This window comes from Bradyrhizobium sp. B117, assembly GCF_038969555.1.
GTDB lineage: Bacteria > Pseudomonadota > Alphaproteobacteria > Rhizobiales > Xanthobacteraceae > Bradyrhizobium.
Genome location: NZ_CP152414.1, coordinates 6,740,394 through 6,756,923, shown reverse-complemented (window position 1 = coordinate 6,756,923; position 16,530 = coordinate 6,740,394). Strand labels below are relative to the sequence as shown.

Annotated in this window: 15 protein-coding genes and 1 pseudogene; all 16 read left to right on the top strand. The window is 64.5% G+C overall.

Features of this window, described 5'->3' with window-relative positions; all coding sequences use genetic code 11:
- The first annotated feature begins 99 nt into the window (after nt 1-99).
- The 16 genes and pseudogenes from AAFG16_RS32855 (at nt 100) to mmsB (ending at nt 16,437) form a co-directional block, all read left to right on the top strand.
- On the top strand, nt 100-1,359 hold the full coding sequence (locus AAFG16_RS32855) for an ABC transporter substrate-binding protein (RefSeq protein ID WP_342731976.1): 1,260 nt from the start codon (nt 100-102) through the stop codon (nt 1,357-1,359).
- A 73-nt stretch (nt 1,360-1,432) separates the two neighbouring features.
- Complete coding sequence (locus AAFG16_RS32850) at nt 1,433-2,335, top strand: branched-chain amino acid ABC transporter permease (protein ID WP_283080614.1); 903 nt, start codon at nt 1,433-1,435, stop codon at nt 2,333-2,335.
- A complete protein-coding gene (locus AAFG16_RS32845) occupies nt 2,332-3,351 on the top strand; it encodes a branched-chain amino acid ABC transporter permease (protein WP_342731974.1) in 1,020 nt (339 codons plus the stop codon). Before AAFG16_RS32850 ends, AAFG16_RS32845 begins: the two co-directional genes overlap by 4 nt.
- A gap of 2 nt (nt 3,352-3,353) precedes the next feature.
- Nucleotides 3,354-4,109 carry an ABC transporter ATP-binding protein gene (locus AAFG16_RS32840; protein WP_342731972.1) on the top strand — a complete coding sequence of 252 codons (756 nt, stop codon included), beginning with the start codon at nt 3,354-3,356 and terminating at the stop codon, nt 4,107-4,109.
- Complete coding sequence (locus AAFG16_RS32835) at nt 4,106-4,819, top strand: ABC transporter ATP-binding protein (protein WP_342731970.1); 714 nt, start codon at nt 4,106-4,108, stop codon at nt 4,817-4,819. Before AAFG16_RS32840 ends, AAFG16_RS32835 begins: the two co-directional genes overlap by 4 nt.
- 164 nt (nt 4,820-4,983) lie before the next feature.
- Nucleotides 4,984-5,202, top strand: coding sequence for a hypothetical protein (locus AAFG16_RS32830; RefSeq protein WP_283080610.1), 219 nt, complete (start codon nt 4,984-4,986; stop codon nt 5,200-5,202).
- A gap of 111 nt (nt 5,203-5,313) precedes the next feature.
- A complete protein-coding gene (locus AAFG16_RS32825) occupies nt 5,314-6,372 on the top strand; it encodes a putative sulfate exporter family transporter (protein ID WP_342731968.1) in 1,059 nt (352 codons plus the stop codon).
- A gap of 259 nt (nt 6,373-6,631) precedes the next feature.
- Nucleotides 6,632-7,804 carry a fumarylacetoacetate hydrolase family protein gene (locus AAFG16_RS32820; protein ID WP_342731966.1) on the top strand — a complete coding sequence of 391 codons (1,173 nt, stop codon included), beginning with the start codon at nt 6,632-6,634 and terminating at the stop codon, nt 7,802-7,804.
- Between the two features lie 417 nt (nt 7,805-8,221).
- Nucleotides 8,222-8,761, top strand: a pseudogene (locus tag AAFG16_RS32815) (sugar ABC transporter permease YjfF); the annotation flags it as partial.
- Complete coding sequence (locus tag AAFG16_RS32810) at nt 8,758-9,528, top strand: FadR/GntR family transcriptional regulator (protein WP_342731964.1); 771 nt, start codon at nt 8,758-8,760, stop codon at nt 9,526-9,528. The pseudogene AAFG16_RS32815 and the gene AAFG16_RS32810, both read left to right, overlap by 4 nt.
- Before the next feature lie 2 nt (nt 9,529-9,530).
- Nucleotides 9,531-10,457, top strand: a complete 927-nt coding sequence (locus AAFG16_RS32805) for a Gfo/Idh/MocA family oxidoreductase (protein ID WP_342731960.1) — start codon at nt 9,531-9,533, stop codon at nt 10,455-10,457.
- 2 nt (nt 10,458-10,459) lie between these two features.
- Entirely contained in the window at nt 10,460-11,536 is a 1,077-nt protein-coding gene (locus AAFG16_RS32800; RefSeq protein ID WP_342731958.1) for an aldose epimerase family protein, read from the top strand.
- Nucleotides 11,533-12,414: an SMP-30/gluconolactonase/LRE family protein gene (locus tag AAFG16_RS32795; RefSeq protein WP_342731956.1), complete on the top strand. Its 882-nt coding sequence runs from the start codon at nt 11,533-11,535 to the stop codon at nt 12,412-12,414. The genes AAFG16_RS32800 and AAFG16_RS32795 overlap by 4 nt, the downstream gene beginning before the upstream one ends.
- Before the next feature lie 71 nt (nt 12,415-12,485).
- A complete protein-coding gene (chvE, locus tag AAFG16_RS32790) occupies nt 12,486-13,559 on the top strand; it encodes a multiple monosaccharide ABC transporter substrate-binding protein (RefSeq protein ID WP_342731954.1) in 1,074 nt (357 codons plus the stop codon).
- A 113-nt stretch (nt 13,560-13,672) separates the two neighbouring features.
- Nucleotides 13,673-15,250, top strand: coding sequence for a multiple monosaccharide ABC transporter ATP-binding protein (gene mmsA / locus AAFG16_RS32785; protein ID WP_342731952.1), 1,578 nt, complete (start codon nt 13,673-13,675; stop codon nt 15,248-15,250).
- Nucleotides 15,247-16,437 (top strand): multiple monosaccharide ABC transporter permease, encoded by a 1,191-nt coding sequence (gene mmsB, locus AAFG16_RS32780; protein ID WP_283080601.1) that lies wholly within the window; start codon nt 15,247-15,249, stop codon nt 16,435-16,437. The genes mmsA and mmsB overlap by 4 nt, the downstream gene beginning before the upstream one ends.
- Nucleotides 16,438-16,530 lie beyond the last annotated feature (93 nt).

The window sequence follows — 16,530 nt, the reverse complement described above, 5'->3', positions numbered from 1 at the left end:
GCTTGACGTCACCCCCTGCCTCTGAAATCCTTGGGAACACGGAGACGAGACGATCTTCGACAAGGGACTGGAACGCCGACCCGAAAGAGGGAGGGGAAAATGACGAGAACCCGCACGCCGGGCATCAGCCGCCGTTCAACACTGGCGCTGATGGGCGCCGGTGCGATGAGTGTTGCCGCGCCGTGGGTGGCGCGTGCGCAAGCCAAGACCATCAAGATCGGCATGCCGACGATCCTGTCAGGTCGTGTCGCGCAGCTCGGCACGTCGTCCCGCAACGCGGTGATGCTCGAGGTCGAGAAAGTCAACGCCGCCGGCGGCCTTGCCGGCCGGCAGATCGAGATGGTGATCCGCGACTCCAAGGGCCAGCCGCAGGAAGCCGCCCGCGTCGCGCGCGAGCTCGTCAACACCGATGGCTGCGAGCTGATGATCGACGCCGAAGCCTCCTCCGGCGCCTTCGCGGTCCACGAGGTTGCGCGCGATCTCGGCGTGTTCTGCATCCACACCAATTCGGAGACCTCGTCGCTCACCGCGGACCCCAAGCAGCACATTCCCAATGCGTTCCGCACCGCGCGCCAGGGCGTGCACGATTCCATCGTCGGCGGCAGTTATGCCGCAGCGATCGCCAAGGCGAAGGGCTTGAAGAAATGGGCGACCTGCTCGCCCGACTATGCCTATGGCCGCGACACCACGGCGGAGTTCACGCTGTACCTGAAGCGCTTCGCGCCCGAGGTCGAGATCATCAGCGAGTCCTGGCCGAAGTTGTTTCAGCCTGACTATACCGAGGTGGTCACCAAGATCCTGCTGGCCAAACCGCAAGCGCTGTATTCCTGCTTGTGGGGCGGCGATCTCACCTCCTACATCGACCAGGCCAACATCTACGCGATGTTCGGCCAGATGGAGGTGTTCGCGGTCAACATGGCCGACTACACCGCGCTCACCGTGGTGAAGAACCTGCCCAAGGGCATCCACTCCGGCAACCGCTACATCAAGACGTTCCCGACCACGCCGGAGAACGCGGCCTGGGGCGATGCCTACAAGGCCAAGTACAACGAGTACCCGACCAACTGGTCGTGGGAGAACGCCACCGCCATCATGCTGATGGCGGAAGCCGCGAAGAAGGCGAACTCGGCCGACGGCAAGAAGATCGCGGAAGTCCTGAAGGGCCTCACCATCAAGTGCCCGTTCGGCGCCGACGGCACCGTGACGATGCGCGGTGACGACCACACCCTGGTCGGCTACGCCATCGGCTGGGGCACCACGATCCCGCAGGAGCCCTATGTGCCCGAGGTCAAGGCCGGCGACTGGAAGACCATCTTCGAGCTCGAAGCCGAGTGGAAGAAGAGCAAGGGCTACACCTGATCACGCGCAGGGCGGAGATGGATGACCGTCTCCGCCTTGGTTTCGTTTTCCGCGCCGTAAAGAAGGTGCTCCTGTGGATCTCGATGCGCTTGCCGGCTGTCTCGCCAGCTCCGCCTGCCTGGTGACGCAAACCACCAGCGGCCTCATCATCGGCATGCTGCTGTTCCTGGTCGCGGTCGGGCTCACCCTGATCTTCGGCGTGCTGAAAGTGGTGAATTTCAGCCACGGCGCCTTCTATATGTTCGGCGCCTATTTTGCGATGACGGCCTATCAGCTCACCGGCAGCTTTGCGCTGGCGATGCTGGCCGGCGCGGCCGGCACCGCCATCCTCGGCCTGATCTTCGAGCGCGTCTTCATGAGTCGCGTCTATGGCGCCGACGTCCTGATGCAGCTCCTCGTCTGCTACGCCTTCGTGCTGATCTTCGACGATGTCGTGCGCATCATCTGGGGGCCTGAATTCAGGTCGATGGGCATGCCGTCGGCGTTCCAGGTGATGCCGCTCTTCATCGCCGGCGGCGTGGTGCCACCTTATTATCTGCTGCTGATTGGCGTCGCGCTGCTTGCGGCGGTCGTACTTGGTGCCGGCCTGTCGCGCACACGCATCGGCAAGGTGATCCGCGCCGCCGCACATAATCCCGGCATGGTCTCTGCGCTCGGCATCAATACCGGCCTGATCTATGGCGGCGTGTTCGCGCTGGGCGGCATGCTGGCGGGGCTTGCCGGGGCACTCGCCGCGCCCGTGCGCTCGCTGACCCCCGGCATGGGATTTTCGGTGCTGATCGAATCTTTCATCGTCACCGTGATCGGCGGCATGGGCTCGATCCTGGGGGCGCTGATCGGTGCGCTGCTGCTCGGCCTGATCCGCTCGTTCGGCTCGCTCGGCTTTCCGCTGTTCACGGAAGGCCTGATGTATCTCTTCATGGTGATCGTGCTGGTCTCCAAACCCACCGGCCTGTTCGGCAAGGAGGCGGCATGACCGAGCTGGAGGCCGGGCGCGCCGAAACGCTGGCACCGGTGCGGAGCGGCGCGGCGCTTCATCGTTATCGCGACGTGCTGATCGCGCTGATTGCCTTCGCGGTGTTGGCAAGCCTGCCGCTGTTCACGGGCAGCAAGGCGCTGCTCGATTTCGTTATTCGCTGCTCGGCGTACGGCCTGTTCGCGACCTCGCTCAATCTGCTGGTCGGCTACACCGGCCTGACCTCGTTCGGCCACGGCATGTTCTTCGGCCTTGGCGCCTACAGCTTCGGCCTCATCATGCAGAAGCTCGGCGTGCCCATGCCGGTCGCCTTCGTTGCGACACTGGCGATCACCGCGGTCATCGCAGCCATCATCGGTGCGATCTGCGTGCGGCTGAAGGAGATCTACTTCGCCTTCGTCACGCTCGCGTTCCAGATGCTGATCCATTCGACGATCCTCTCCTGGGCGTCCTTCACCGGCGGCGACCAGGGTCTGCGCGGCGGTATTCCGCGCCCGGTCTTCCTCGGCATCGATCTCGCCAACCACGTCCATCTCTATGTCGCGAGCTGTGCGCTCTTGATCCTCGGTCTGCTCGCGATGCGCCAGATCGCGCAATCGCCGTTCGGCTACACGCTGCGCATGATCCGCGACAACGCCGCGCGCGCGAGCTTCCTCGGCATCGACGTCTGGCGCGCAAAACTCACTGTCTTCGTCCTGGCGGCGTTGTTCGCGTCGATGGGCGGCATGGTGATGGCGCTGTTCGTCTCCGGCGCTTATCCGGAATTCGCTTATTGGACCATCTCGGGCGAGGGCATTTTCATCAACATGCTCGGAGGCGTCTCGACCTTCCTGGGGCCGATGGTCGGCACCGTGCTGCTGCTGCTGCTCAACGACACCGTCACGCGCTTCACCGAGTACCACGGCATCGTGCTCGGGATCGTCATTCTGTTCTTCGCGCTGGGCCTGCGCAAAGGGCTGCTCGATTTCGTTGCCGAATGGTTCGCGCATCGGCGTGACGCGGGCGAGGGGCGCTAGTCATGTTGGAGATCCGCAACCTCGCAAAGTCCTTTGGCGGCGTGAAGGCGACCAACGACGTCTCGCTCGATTTCCCCGACGGCTCGCTCACCGCCGTGATCGGTCCGAACGGCGCCGGCAAGAGCACCTTCTTCAACCTGATCACCGGCGCGCTGAGGCCGGATTCCGGCCAGGTGCTGCTCGACGGCGTCGATCTCGCCGGCCGCTCGCCGCCGGAGATCGTGCGTCACGGCATCGGCCGTGCCTTCCAGGTCGCGAGCATCTTCAAATCGCTGACGGTGCAGGAGACAATGTTAGCAGCCGTCAGCGCCGATCAACGCTCGTCGGCGGTGCTGCACAAGCGCTTTCCGCTGCCCGAGACGCGCGACCGCGCCGAACATGTGATGGAGCTGCTGGGACTGGCGAGCAAACGCAACCGCACCGCCGCGACGCTGTCGCATGGCGATCAGAAGCTGCTCGATATCGCGCTGGCGCTGGTGCTCGAACCAAAGGTGCTGCTGCTGGACGAGCCGACCGCCGGCATGGGGCCGGAAGAGCGCTGGCGCATGATCGACAAGGTGCGGGAGCTCTGGGAGAGCCAGAAGATCACCGTCGTCTTCATCGAGCACGACATGGACATCGTGTTCAGGATCGCGCCGAAGATCGTCGTGCTGTGCTACGGCCGCATCCTCGCGACCGGCACGCCGGACGAGATCCGCAACAACGGCGCGGTGATCGAGGCCTATCTCGGCACCGAACATGCGGGAGCTGCCGCATGAGCGCCGTCGTCATCGAAGTCGCCGATCTCGACGTCTATTACGGCACCAGCCAGATCCTGTTCGGCGTCGGCCTCTCGGTGCGGCAGGGCGAAACCATGGCGCTGCTCGGCCGCAACGGCGCCGGCAAGTCGACGACCATGAAGGCGATCATGGGCCTGGCGCCGCCGCGGCGGGGCAAAGTGAGCCTGCGCGGCGCGGTGATCTCCGGCCGGAAGCCGCACCATATCGCGCGCGCCGGCCTCGGCTTCGTTCCGGAGGATCGCCAGATTTTTCCGGAGCACACGGTCGAGGACAATCTCGTCATCGGTCGCAAGAAGGGTCCGGAAGGCCAGGACGAATGGCCGATCAAGCGCATTTACGAGGTCTTCCCGCTCTTGGAGCCGTTGCGCCATCGCATCGCCGGGCGCCTCTCTGGCGGCGAGCAACAGATGCTCGCGATCGCGCGCACGCTGATGGGCAATCCGGCGCTGCTGCTGCTGGACGAGCCGAGCGAGGGGCTCGCGCCGATCATCGTGCAGCGGATCGGCGAGCTGCTACGCCAGCTCCGCCAGCTCGGCTCGACGGTGCTGATCGCCGAGCAGAACATGCATTTCTGCCTGGGGCTGGCGAGCCACGCCACGGTCATCGACAAGGGCCAGATCGTCTATGCCGCCGGAATCGACGAGCTGAAGGCCAACGACGCCATCCGTCGCCGCTATCTGGCCCTCTAGGCCCGTCGCCGGTGTCCAAATAGGCCGAAAGAAGAAAACTATTGTCCTGCCGCCGTCGGGAGGAAGGAGTTTCCCCTCCGCAGGATAAAAACGCCAATCACTTCCATTGCTGTTTTGGACCGAAACGACGACATTTCCGCCAGAGATTGATGGAATTGACGGCCATGGAACGCACCGGATTTGAGCCCTTTGGCGAGCAACTGGTGTCCGCAACGGACACCCAGCCGCGGTCGCGCGCGTCAAAAATGCTGCTGCGGGCCGGCACCACGCTGTTCTGGTCGCTGGTCGCCGGCATCGTGCTCGCCCGTGCCGCCTTCTTCGAGCCGGGCATCTATGACGGCTTCAGCCGGGTGGCCTCGCTGGCCAAAAGCCTGATCTTCTGAACCGGATTATTCCGGGCCGAGGACAGAACTTCCCTCGGCCCTGTTATGCTGAAAACATATTTCCCAATCGGGTCGCGCTGCGTATAAATCCTTCTCCTCCGGGAGAAATTTGTGTCGCAGAATCAAGCATCCAACCCGGCCGATTCCAAGCCGGCCACCGCCGTTAGCCGCATTGCGGCGCTGATTCCGGGCATTCTCCTCTGCATTCTCGTGGCCGGTGTCTCGGCCCTGCTTGAGCGGGCGGAACTCGGCGTCTTCGAGCATCCCTATGTCGAGGCGCTGGTGATGGCGATCCTGCTCGGCATGGCGCTGCGCAGCTTCTGGAAGCCGGCGCCGCGCTGGCAGGCCGGCATCGCCTTCAGCGCCAAGCAGCTGCTCGAAGTCGCGGTCATGCTGCTCGGGGCCTCCATCAGCTTTGCCGCAATCGCCGCCTCGGGCATCGCGCTGCTGGCGTCGATCGCGGCCGTCGTCGTGGTCGCGCTCTGCGTCTCCTTCGGCATCAGCCGGATGCTCGGCCTGTCGACGCGGCTGTCGATCCTGATCGCCTGCGGCAATTCGATCTGCGGCAATTCCGCGATCGCCGCGGTGGCGCCGATCATCGGTGCCAACAATGACGAGATCGCCTCGTCGATTTCCTTCACCGCGATCCTCGGCGTGATGATGGTGCTCGGCCTGCCGCTGCTGATCCCGCTGCTGCAACTGTCCGCCACGCAATACGGCATCCTCGCCGGTCTCACCGTCTACGCCGTGCCACAGGTGCTGGCGGCGACGGTGCCGGCCGGTCTCATCTCGACGCAGATCGGCACCCTTGTGAAGCTGATGCGCGTGTTGATGCTCGGGCCCGTGGTCGTCGGCCTGTCGCTCGTCGCCTCGCGCTGGCAGAGCGGCGCCAAGAAGACCAATGTCGGTTTCTTCCGTCTTGTCCCCTGGTTCATCCTCGGCTTCCTCGCGCTCGCGACCCTGCGTTCCCTCGAAATCGTGCCGGCCACGGTGGTCGGTCCGGTGACGAAGATCACGAGCTTCCTGACTGTGGTCTCGATGGCGGCGCTGGGGCTGGGCGTCGACGTCCGTGTGCTCGCCAATGTCGGCGGCCGGGTGACGGCGGCCGTGACGCTGTCGCTGATGCTGCTGCTCGGCATCAGCATCGCACTGGTGCATTGGTTCAAGTGAGGGACGCGAGACTGCCGTAGGGTGGGCAAAGGCGCGAACGCGCCGTGCCCACCATTCGTCTCAGCGTTCGACCAAGAGTGGTGGACATGCTCCGCTTTGCCCACTCTACAAAACCGTCATCCCGTATTCGAAACCGAAATCAAATCACATTCGCCAGCGAATGGCCGTGGACTTCCTCTGACAGACCGTTATTGGTTTTCGATAACTTGGTTGGCCGTTGGGTAAATGCGGCCGATCCGACAAGAGCGAGGACGCGGCCATGACGACTTTGACGGTAAAGGACCTTCTCCCCGAGGACGGAACACGCGGCACGCTCGCCGGCCGCGTTTGGCTGCCGCAGGTCAATGGTCCGGCCGTGGTCGCCGTGCGCGGCGATGGCGTGTTCGACGTCACGGCAAAATTCCCGACCATCAGCGCGCTCTGCGAGGAGGACGATCCGGCCAAGGCGCTCGCTGCCGTCAAGGGCGAGCGCATCGGCGATCTCGAAGCCATCGTTGCCAACACGGCGCCCGATGGTCGCGATCCCAAGAAGCCGTGGCTGCTCGCGCCGGTCGATCTCCAGACACTGAAGGCGGCCGGCGTCACCTTCGCGATCTCGATGCTGGAGCGCGTGATCGAGGAGCGCGCGAAGGGCAATCCCGCGTCGGCCGAAGCGATCCGCAAAGAGGTGACGCGGCTGATCGGTGACGATCTGTCGAAGCTCAAGCCGGGCTCGGACCAGGCGATGCACCTGAAGCAGGTGCTGATCGATCAGAACGCCTGGAGCCAGTATCTCGAGGTCGGCATCGGCCCCGATGCCGAGGTCTTCACCAAGGCGCCGACGCTGTCCTCGGTCGGCACCGGCATGGATGCCGGCCTGCATCCGAAGTCGACCTGGAACAACCCCGAGCCCGAGCTGGTGCTGTTCGTCTCCAGCCGCGGCAAGATCGTCGGCGGCGCGCTCGGCAATGACGTGAACCTGCGCGACTTCGAGGGCCGCTCGGCGCTGCTGCTGTCGAAGGCCAAGGACAACAATGCGTCCTGTTCGATCGGCCCGCTGCTGCGCCTGTTCGACGACACCTTCACGCTCGACGACGCGAGGAAGCTTGACATCAGCCTGAACGTGACGGGCTCGGACGGCTTCATCCTCGACGGCCATTCCTCGATCAGCAAGATCAGCCGCGATCCGACCGACCTCGTCGCGCAGACCATCGGCAAGATCCATCAATATCCTGACGGCTTCGTTCTCTTCCTCGGCACGATGTTCGCGCCCGTGAAGGATCGCGACGCGCCGGGGCAGGGGTTCACCCACAAGCGCGACGACATCGTCACTATCGCCGCGCCCCAGCTCGGCAAGCTCGTCAACCGCATGCGCACCAGCGACGAGTGCGAGCCCTGGACGTTCGGCATCGGCGCGCTGATGAAGAACCTGGCGCAGCGGAAGCTGATTTAGCGCTTCTCCTTGCGTCTGCTTGCGGCTTCGTCATGGCCGGGCTCGTCCCGGCCATCCACGTCTTGCTTGCGGCACAAAGAACGTGGATGCCCGGGACAAGCCCGGGCATGACGCATTGCTGGGCACGCAAACCACCCCACAGATTTTCCTTCATCCCCGCGTTGCATTTGTGGAACATAATCGCGCTTAGCGTGTTATCCGCGCGGTCATCCCTCAAGCCCGGATCATTTCACCTAATAGTCAAATAATATGACTATACGGAACCCATCTTCCATGAAATAGTGCCTCCCGCCGCCCCAAAAGGCCGGCCTGCGGGTGTCATGCTACCAATCGGCGCCCGAGATAAACACAAGATCACTCTTGGGAGACACGCCTGATGACCTCTAAAGCCCTCTTTGCGGCCAGCGCCATGGCCGCGTGTCTGACTTCGCGTTGCGCATGCCCGGCGGCGGACGATTGACGGCGATCGCGATCATCATGCTCGTCATCGTGATCGGCGGCGCCTTGCTGCTGCATCTGACGAGGTTCGGCGCCAATGTCTATGCGCTCGGCGGCAGCCGCACGACGGCGAGCCTGATGGGTGTCGCGGTCGGCAAGATGACGATCAAGATCTACATGCTGTCGAGCCTGCTCGCAGGCATCGCCGGCATCGTGTTCTCGTTCTACACCAGCGCCGGCTATTCACTCTCGGCGGTCGGCGTCGAGCTCGACACCATCGCGGCGGTCGTGATCGGCGGCACGCTGCTGACGGGCGGGCAGGGCTCGGTGATCGGCGCCTTCCTCGGCGTGCTGATCCAGGGCCTGATCCAGACCTACATCAATTTCGACGGCACGCTGTCGAGCTGGTGGACCAAGATCGCAACCGGCGTGCTACTGTTCGCTTTCATCGCGTTGCAGCAGGGGCTGGTCGTGCTGGCGCGCCGGCCGCTGGCGAAGCGTGCGGGAGCCGTCTCATGACCTCGCGTATCGTCGTCATTCCGACCCGGCGGGCCCATTCCAACCACGCGGAAGTGGCGCGTTCGATCGGCGTCGACATCATCGCCGGCCGCTATGCGGAGGGAACGCGCCTGCCCGGCGATGCCGAGATGATTGCGATGTTCGGCGTGTCGCGGCCGGTGCTGCGCGAGAGCGTCAAGACTCTGGTCGCCAAGGGGCTGCTCAGCACCAAGGCGCGCGTCGGTACCGTCGTGCGCGAGCGCGGCGCCTGGAATATGTTCGATGCCGACGTGCTAGCCTGGCATCTCGACGCCGGTATCGACAAGCGCTTCCTCAACGACCTCGCCGAGATCCGTCTCGCGGTCGAGCCGCGCGCGGCGATGCTCGCCGCAGTGCAGCGGTCCGAGGAGGACATCGCCGAGCTTCGCCGCAGCATGGATCGCATGCGGCGTGAAGCCTCCGACTCGGTCGGCTTCGCCGATGCCGACCTCGCGCTCCACGTTGCCGTGGCGCGTGCGTCCGGCAACCTGTTCATGCGCTCGATCGGGCACGTGATCGAGGCCGCGCTTCGCGCCTCGTTCCTGCTCAGTGCTCCGGTCGAGTCGGGGGACCGCGACACCGTGCTGCTCTGGCATCAGAAGATCGTCGATGCGATCGCCGCGGGCGATGCGGAAGCAGCATCCGAGGCGATGATTTACGTCATTCACAACGGCATGCGCCGTCACGAGGGCACGGTGATCGAGACCGCCCCGGTGGACCCGCTGCCATCGGTAGATACTGGAGAATAAGCGTGAGCGAACTTCGCATCGCCATCGTCGGCTTCGGCAAGATCGCACGCGACCAGCATGTCGGTGCGATCGCCGCGGTCCCGGGCGCGGCACTCGCGGCCGTCGCCAGCCGCAACGCCTCGCTACCGGGGCTGCCGCATTTCGCCACCGTCGAAGAACTGCTGGAGCAGGGACCGCCGATCGATGCGGTCTCACTCTGCACGCCGCCGCAGGTGCGGCGCGCCCAGGCCGCTGCGGCGCTCGCGGCCGGCAAGCACGTGATGCTGGAGAAGCCGCCGGGCACCGGCGTTGCCGAGCTCGATCCGCTTGTCGCGATGGCGGCGGAGACAAAGCGGACGCTGTTTGCGACCTGGCATTCGCGCTACGCACCGGCGGTCGAGCCTGCGCGCGAATGGCTCGCCACGCGCCGGCTCAAATCGGTGCACATCAATTGGAAAGAGGACGTCCGCGTCTGGCATCCCGGGCAGGCCTGGATCTGGGAACCAGGCGGGCTTGGCGTGTTCGACCCCGGCATCAACGCGCTGTCGATCCTGACCCGGATCCTGCCGCAGCCGGTCTTCGTCACCGCGTCCGAGCTCGCATTTCCAGCCAATTGCCAGGCGCCGATCGCTGCGAACCTGACGCTGACCGACATCGATGGCCTGCCTGTTACCGCCGAGTTCGATTTCCGCCAGACCGGGCCGCAGAGCTGGGATATCCTGGTCGAAACCGACGAGGGGCAAATGACGCTGTCCCGGGGCGGCAGGATCATGGCGGTCGATGGCAAGGTTGTTGCCGAGGCGCCCGATGAGGAATATCGCGAGCTATATCGGCGCTTCGTCGCACTCACCGCGACCGGAACGAGCGACGTCGACCTGGCGCCGCTCCGTCTCGTCGCCGACGCGTTCCTGCTCGGCAAGCGCACCCTGGTCGAACCGTTCGTGGACTGAACATGGCTGGCTCAAGAACAACAAGAGACGTCTTCGGAACGCTGCCTGACGGCCGCAAGGTCGAGCGTATCGTGCTACGCGGCGAGGGTGGTTTCGAAGCCCGTATCATCACCCATGGCGCGGTGCTCCAGGCGCTCATCGCGCCGGACGCCAAGGGCGGTACCGACGACGTCGTGCTCGGCCATGATGCCTTCGCCGGCTATCTCGCCGAGCGGAAGTTTCTCGGCGCCACCGTCGGCCGCTACGCCAACCGCATCGCCAAGGGACAGTTTTCACTCGATGGCGAGACCTTCCAGCTCCCCGTCAACAACGGGCCGAATGCCCTGCACGGCGGGCTGGACGGTTTTGATCGCAAGCTCTGGGACATTGCCGGGATCGAAGATGGCCCCGAGCCCGCGGTGACGCTCACTTACTCGAGCCCGCACGGCGAGGAAAATTATCCTGGCAAGCTTGATGTGCGCCTAACCTATCGCGTCACTGGCCCGGCCGAGCTGTCGCTGATGATGGAAGCACGGACGGACCGTCCGACCATCGTCAACCTCACCAACCACAGCTTCTTCAACCTGGAAGGCGCGACCTCGGGCACGCCCATTCTCGATCACAAGCTGACGGTCGCGGCCGAGCACTTCCTCGCGATCGATCCCACCGCCATTCCGCTGCCCGAGCCGCCACGTGCGGTGGCGGGCACGCCGTTCGACTTCCGCGAGGCGCAGGCCGTTGGTGCGCGCATCCGTGAGAGCCACGAGCAATTGCGCAACGGCAGGGGCTACGACCATACCTATTGCCTTGGACGTGACGGCAAGCTGGCGCTCGCGGCGCGGCTGGAGGCGCCGCGCTCGGGGCGCATCATGGAGCTCTTCACCAATCAGCCGGGGCTTCAGGTCTATTCCGGCAACTATCTCGACGGCACGATCTCGGGCAAGGGCGACAAGCTCATTCGGCAATCGGACGCCATATGTCTCGAACCGCATATGTGGCCCAATTCGCCGAACCGGCCGGATTTTCCAAGCCCGCGCCTCGATCCCGGCCAAGTCTATCGGCATCACACCGTCTATCGCTTCACAGTGAGGACGCCATGATCGAACAGGTGCCGACCTCCGTCCTGTCCGCCGAGCAGTGTCACCTTGGCGAAGGGCCGACCTATGACGTGACCACCGACACCGCGTGGTGGTTCGACATCCGCGAAGGACGGCTGTTTGAGGCGCATCTCGCGAGCCGCAGCATCCGCGTTCATGATCTCGGCCGGATGGCGAGCGCGCTCGGGCGCATCGACGCCGAGCGTCAGCTGATCGTCGCGGAAGATGGCCTCTACATCCGCAAGCTCGCCGATGGCTCGATGACCGCGCTCTGTCCGCTCGAAGCCGACAATCCCGCCACGCGCTCCAACGATGCCCGCGTGCATCAGTCCGGCACGTTCTGGATCGGCACCATGGGTCGCAAGGCGGAAGCCGGGGCCGGCGCGATCTACGCGTTCCATCGCGGCAAGATCTCGACGCTGTTTCCCGGCATCAGCATCCCGAACTCGATCTGCTTCTCGCCTGACGGCGCGACCGGCTATTTCGCCGACACTGCGCGCGCCGTGCTCTACGCGGTGCCGCTCAATCCGGCCACCGGCCTGCCGCGCGGTGAGCCGGAGGTGCTGCTGCGCCACACCGGCGTCGGCGGCCTCGATGGCTCGGTGTGCGACGCCGATGGAAATATCTGGAACGCCTGCTGGGGCGCGAGCCGTATCGACGTCTACTCGCCGCAGGGCGAACGCCTGCGCACGCTCAGCGTGCCGGCAAAACAGTCTAGCTGCCCGGCCTTCGTCGGCCCCGATCTGTCGCGCCTGCTCGTCACTTCGGCCTGGCAGGACATGGACGCAACAGCGCGCGCCGCCGATCCGCAAGCCGGTTGCACCTTTCTCTTGGAGGCATCCGCGCGTGGCCGAGCGGAACCCGACGTCAAGCTCGCATAGGAGGCCAGAGGCAATCCACCCAAGTTCTCGACGAAACGAAGAACCAGTCTGACACCCAAAGGGAGTGAAGCATGTTGAAACTGAAGACGACATTTCTCGCGCTGGCGCTGGCCGGCGCTGCAACGCTGGCAGCTGGCGTCACCGCCTCCGCACAGGAGAAGGCAACCGTCGGCATCGCCATGCCGACCAAGTCCTCGGCGCGCTGGATCGATGACGGCAACAACATGGTCAAGGTGTTGAAGGAGCGCGGCTACAACACCGACCTGCAATATGCCGAGGACGACATCCCGAACCAGCTCTCGCAGGTCGAGAACATGGTGACCAAGGGTGCCAAGGCGCTGGTGATCGCTGCGATCGACGGCACCACGCTGTCCGACGTGCTCAAGCAGGCGAAGGCAAAAGGCATCACCGTGATCGCCTATGACCGCCTGATCCGCGGCACGCCGAACGTCGACTATTATGCGACCTTCGACAATTTCCAGGTCGGCGTGCTCCAGGCGGAGTCGATCGTGCAGGGGCTCGGCCTGAAGGAGGGCAAGGGTCCGTTCAACATCGAGCTGTTCGGCGGCTCGCCCGACGACAACAACGCCTACTTCTTCTACAATGGCGCGATGAGCGTGCTGAAGCCCTATATCGACAGCGGCAAGCTCGTCGTCGTCTCCGGCCAGATGGGCATGGACAAGGTCGCGACCTTGCGCTGGGACGGCGCCACGGCCCAGGCCCGCATGGACAATCTGCTCAGCGCCTACTACGGCAACAAGAAGGTCCACGCGGTGCTGTCGCCCTATGACGGCCTCTCGATCGGCATCATCTCCTCGCTGAAGGGCGTCGGCTATGGCAGCGCCGATCAGCCGATGCCTGTTATCTCCGGTCAGGATGCCGAGGTGCCCTCGATCAAGGCGATGCTGCGCGGCGACCAGTATTCGACCATCTTCAAGGACACCCGCGATCTCGCCAAGGTGACCGCGGACATGGTAGATGCCGCGCTCGCCGGCAAGCAGGTCGCCGTCAACGACACCAAGACCTACGAGAACGGCGTCAAGACCGTGCCGTCCTATCTGCTCAAGCCGGTCGTGGTGTACAAGGACAACTGGGAGAAGACGCTGGTCGACAGCGGCTACTACAAGAAGTCGCAGTTCCAGTAAAAGTTGCTTCTCCGTCATTCCGGGGCGATGCGTAGCATCGAGCCCGGAATCTCGAGGTTCCGGGTTCGCCCTTCGGGCGCCCCGGAACGACGGTGATTTAGGGACATGACACGATGACCGCCATGCTGGAGATGCGCAACGTCAGCAAGAGCTTTGCCGGCGTTCAGGCGCTGCGCGACGTCAACTTCTCGGTCGAGGCCGGCCAGATCCACGCCCTCGTCGGCGAGAACGGCGCGGGCAAATCGACCCTGATGAAGGTTCTCAGCGGCGTCTATCCCGCCGGCAGCTACGAGGGCACCATCGTCTTCGAGGGCGAGGAGCGCCGCTTCCGCGACATCAACGATTCCGAGGCGCTCGGCATCATCATCATCCACCAGGAGCTGGCGCTGATCCCGCTGATGTCGATCGCTGAGAACATTTTCCTGTCGCATCCGCCGTCGAAGTTCGGCGTGATCGACCGCGACGAGGTCTACCGGCGCACGCGCGAGTTGCTGGCGCAGGTGGGCCTGAAGGAGTCGCCGGATACGCTGATCACCGATCTCGGCGTCGGCAAGCAGCAGCTGGTCGAGATCGCCAAGGCGCTCTCCAAGCGCGTCCGCATGCTGATCCTGGACGAGCCGACCGCGAGCCTCAACGAGGCTGACAGTGCCGCGCTGCTCGAGCGCCTGATGGCGTTCCGCAAGCAGGGCATCGGCTCGATCCTGATTTCGCACAAGCTCAACGAGGTCGCCAAGGTCGCCGACCACATCACCGTGCTGCGCGACGGCCGCACCGTCGACAGCATCGACTGCCGGACCGAACCGATCCAGGAAGACCGCATCATCCGCAGCATGGTCAACCGCGATATGGCTCACCGTTTCCCGGAGCGTAGCGCGAAGATTGGCGAGCCCGTACTGACCGTCGAGAATTGGTCGGTCTATCACCCCATCCATCCCGAGCGACAGGTGATCAAGAACGTCAATTTCGGCGTCAAACGCGGCGAGGTCGTCGGCATCGCCGGGCTGATGGGGGCGGGCCGCACCGAGTTCGCCATGAGCCTGTTTGGCCGCTCCTGGGGCACCAATATCAGCGGCCGCATCCGGCTTGAGGACCGGGAGATTGCGCTGCCGAGCGTCGCCGCGGCGATCGATGCCGGTCTGGCCTATGTCACCGAGGACCGCAAGCAGCTCGGCCTGATCCTCGCCGACGACGTCCGCAAGAACATCACGCTGGCGAGCCTCGAGCAGGTCGCGCCAGGGAAGGTGATCGACGACATCGCCGAGCTGAAAGTCGCCAGCGATTACCGCAACCGGATGCGCATCCGCTGCTCCGACGTCTACCAGGAGACCGGGCAGCTCTCCGGCGGGAACCAGCAGAAGGTGGTGCTGTCGAAATGGCTGATGACCGACCCGAAGGTCCTGATCCTGGACGAGCCGACAAGGGGTATCGACGTCGGTGCCAAATACGAGATTTACTGTATCATCGACGAGCTCGCGGAAGCCGGCCGCGGCGTCGTGGTGATCTCCTCGGAGATGCCCGAGCTGCTCGGCATCTGCGACCGCATCTGCGTCATGAACGACGGCGCCTTCGTCGGCGAGTTCAAGGGCGCGGATGCGACACAGGAAAAGATCATGCGCGCCATCATGCGCAACGAACGAAGCAATGGAAACAGCGCGGCTGAGGCCGCGGAGATGGGAGGTGAGCGGCCATGACCGACAAGACGGTTTCGCTGCCCGAGGAGCGCCGGCACGGCAGCTTCATCAAGAACAATTTGCGCAACTACGGCATGCTGATGTCGCTGGTTGCGATCATGCTGTTCTTCCAGGTCATGACCGGCGGTACGCTGCTCCAGCCGCTCAACCTGACCAATCTGGTGCTGCAGAACAGCTATATCGTCATCATGGCGCTGGGCATGCTCCTGGTGATCGTCACCGGCCACATCGACCTCTCGGTCGGCTCGGTCGCGGGCTTTGTCGGCGCCGTCGCCGCCCTGCTCATGGTGACCTACAAGGTCGACTACACGCTCGCTTTCATCGCCTGCCTCGCGGTCGGCGCGGCCATCGGCGCCGCGCAGGGCTATTGGGTGGCCTATTTCAAGATCCCGTCCTTCATCGTGACGCTGGCGGGCATGCTCGTGTTCAAGGGATTGGCGCTCGCGGTGTTGCAGGGCCAGTCGCTCGGACCGTTCCCGTCGACCTTCCAGAAACTGTCGTCGGGCTTCATTCCGGAGCTGCTGCCCGAGGCCGGAACGCTGCATCCGACCTCCATGCTGATCGGCGCGGTCCTTGCGCTCGGCCTGGTCTACGCCAGCGCCAAGAGTCGCGCCCGCGAAGTGTCGCACGGCATCGAGGTCGAGCCTTATGCGTTCTTCCTCGGCAAGAGTGTCGTGCTCGCCTGCGCCGTGCTCTATTTCACCTATCTGATCGCGACCTATCGCGGCCTGCCCAACGTGCTGGTGATCATGAGCGCGCTGATCGCGCTCTACGGTTTCGTCACCCGCCGCACCGTGATCGGCCGCCAGATCTATGCGGTCGGCGGCAATGCCAAGGCGGCCAGCCTGTCCGGCATCAAGACCGAACGGCTGACCTTCCTCACCTTCGTCAACATGGGTGTGCTCGCCGCGCTCGCCGGTCTCGTCTTCGCCGCGCGCCTCAACACCGCGACCCCGAAAGCCGGCCTCGGCTTCGAGCTCGACGTCATTGCCGCCTGCTTCATCGGCGGTGCGTCAGCCTATGGCGGTGTCGGGCGCGTCGGCGGCGCCGTGGTCGGCGCCATGATCATGGGCGTGATGAACAACGGCATGTCCATTCTCGGCATCGGCATCGATTATCAGCAGGTCATCAAGGGCCTGGTGCTCCTCGGGGCGGTGTGCATCGATGTGTATAATCAGCGGCGGTAGGCGCAAAATCACGTCGCGGAGGTGAGATTCTGGCGCCGGCCGCGCCAGATTTCGATCACGGGATCGGCATCGCGACCGGGTCCGATGCCTCGC

Coding starts and splice junctions, on each gene's coding strand:
- AAFG16_RS32855 (WP_342731976.1), top strand. CDS start 100: ATGACGAGAACCCGCACGCCGGGCATCAGCCGCCGTTCAACACTGGCG.
- AAFG16_RS32845 (WP_342731974.1), top strand. CDS start 2,332: ATGACCGAGCTGGAGGCCGGGCGCGCCGAAACGCTGGCACCGGTGCGG.
- AAFG16_RS32840 (WP_342731972.1), top strand. CDS start 3,354: ATGTTGGAGATCCGCAACCTCGCAAAGTCCTTTGGCGGCGTGAAGGCG.
- AAFG16_RS32835 (WP_342731970.1), top strand. CDS start 4,106: ATGAGCGCCGTCGTCATCGAAGTCGCCGATCTCGACGTCTATTACGGC.
- AAFG16_RS32830 (WP_283080610.1), top strand. CDS start 4,984: ATGGAACGCACCGGATTTGAGCCCTTTGGCGAGCAACTGGTGTCCGCA.
- AAFG16_RS32820 (WP_342731966.1), top strand. CDS start 6,632: ATGACGACTTTGACGGTAAAGGACCTTCTCCCCGAGGACGGAACACGC.
- AAFG16_RS32810 (WP_342731964.1), top strand. CDS start 8,758: ATGACCTCGCGTATCGTCGTCATTCCGACCCGGCGGGCCCATTCCAAC.
- AAFG16_RS32800 (WP_342731958.1), top strand. CDS start 10,460: ATGGCTGGCTCAAGAACAACAAGAGACGTCTTCGGAACGCTGCCTGAC.
- AAFG16_RS32795 (WP_342731956.1), top strand. CDS start 11,533: ATGATCGAACAGGTGCCGACCTCCGTCCTGTCCGCCGAGCAGTGTCAC.
- chvE (WP_342731954.1), top strand. CDS start 12,486: ATGTTGAAACTGAAGACGACATTTCTCGCGCTGGCGCTGGCCGGCGCT.
- mmsA (WP_342731952.1), top strand. CDS start 13,673: ATGACCGCCATGCTGGAGATGCGCAACGTCAGCAAGAGCTTTGCCGGC.
- mmsB (WP_283080601.1), top strand. CDS start 15,247: ATGACCGACAAGACGGTTTCGCTGCCCGAGGAGCGCCGGCACGGCAGC.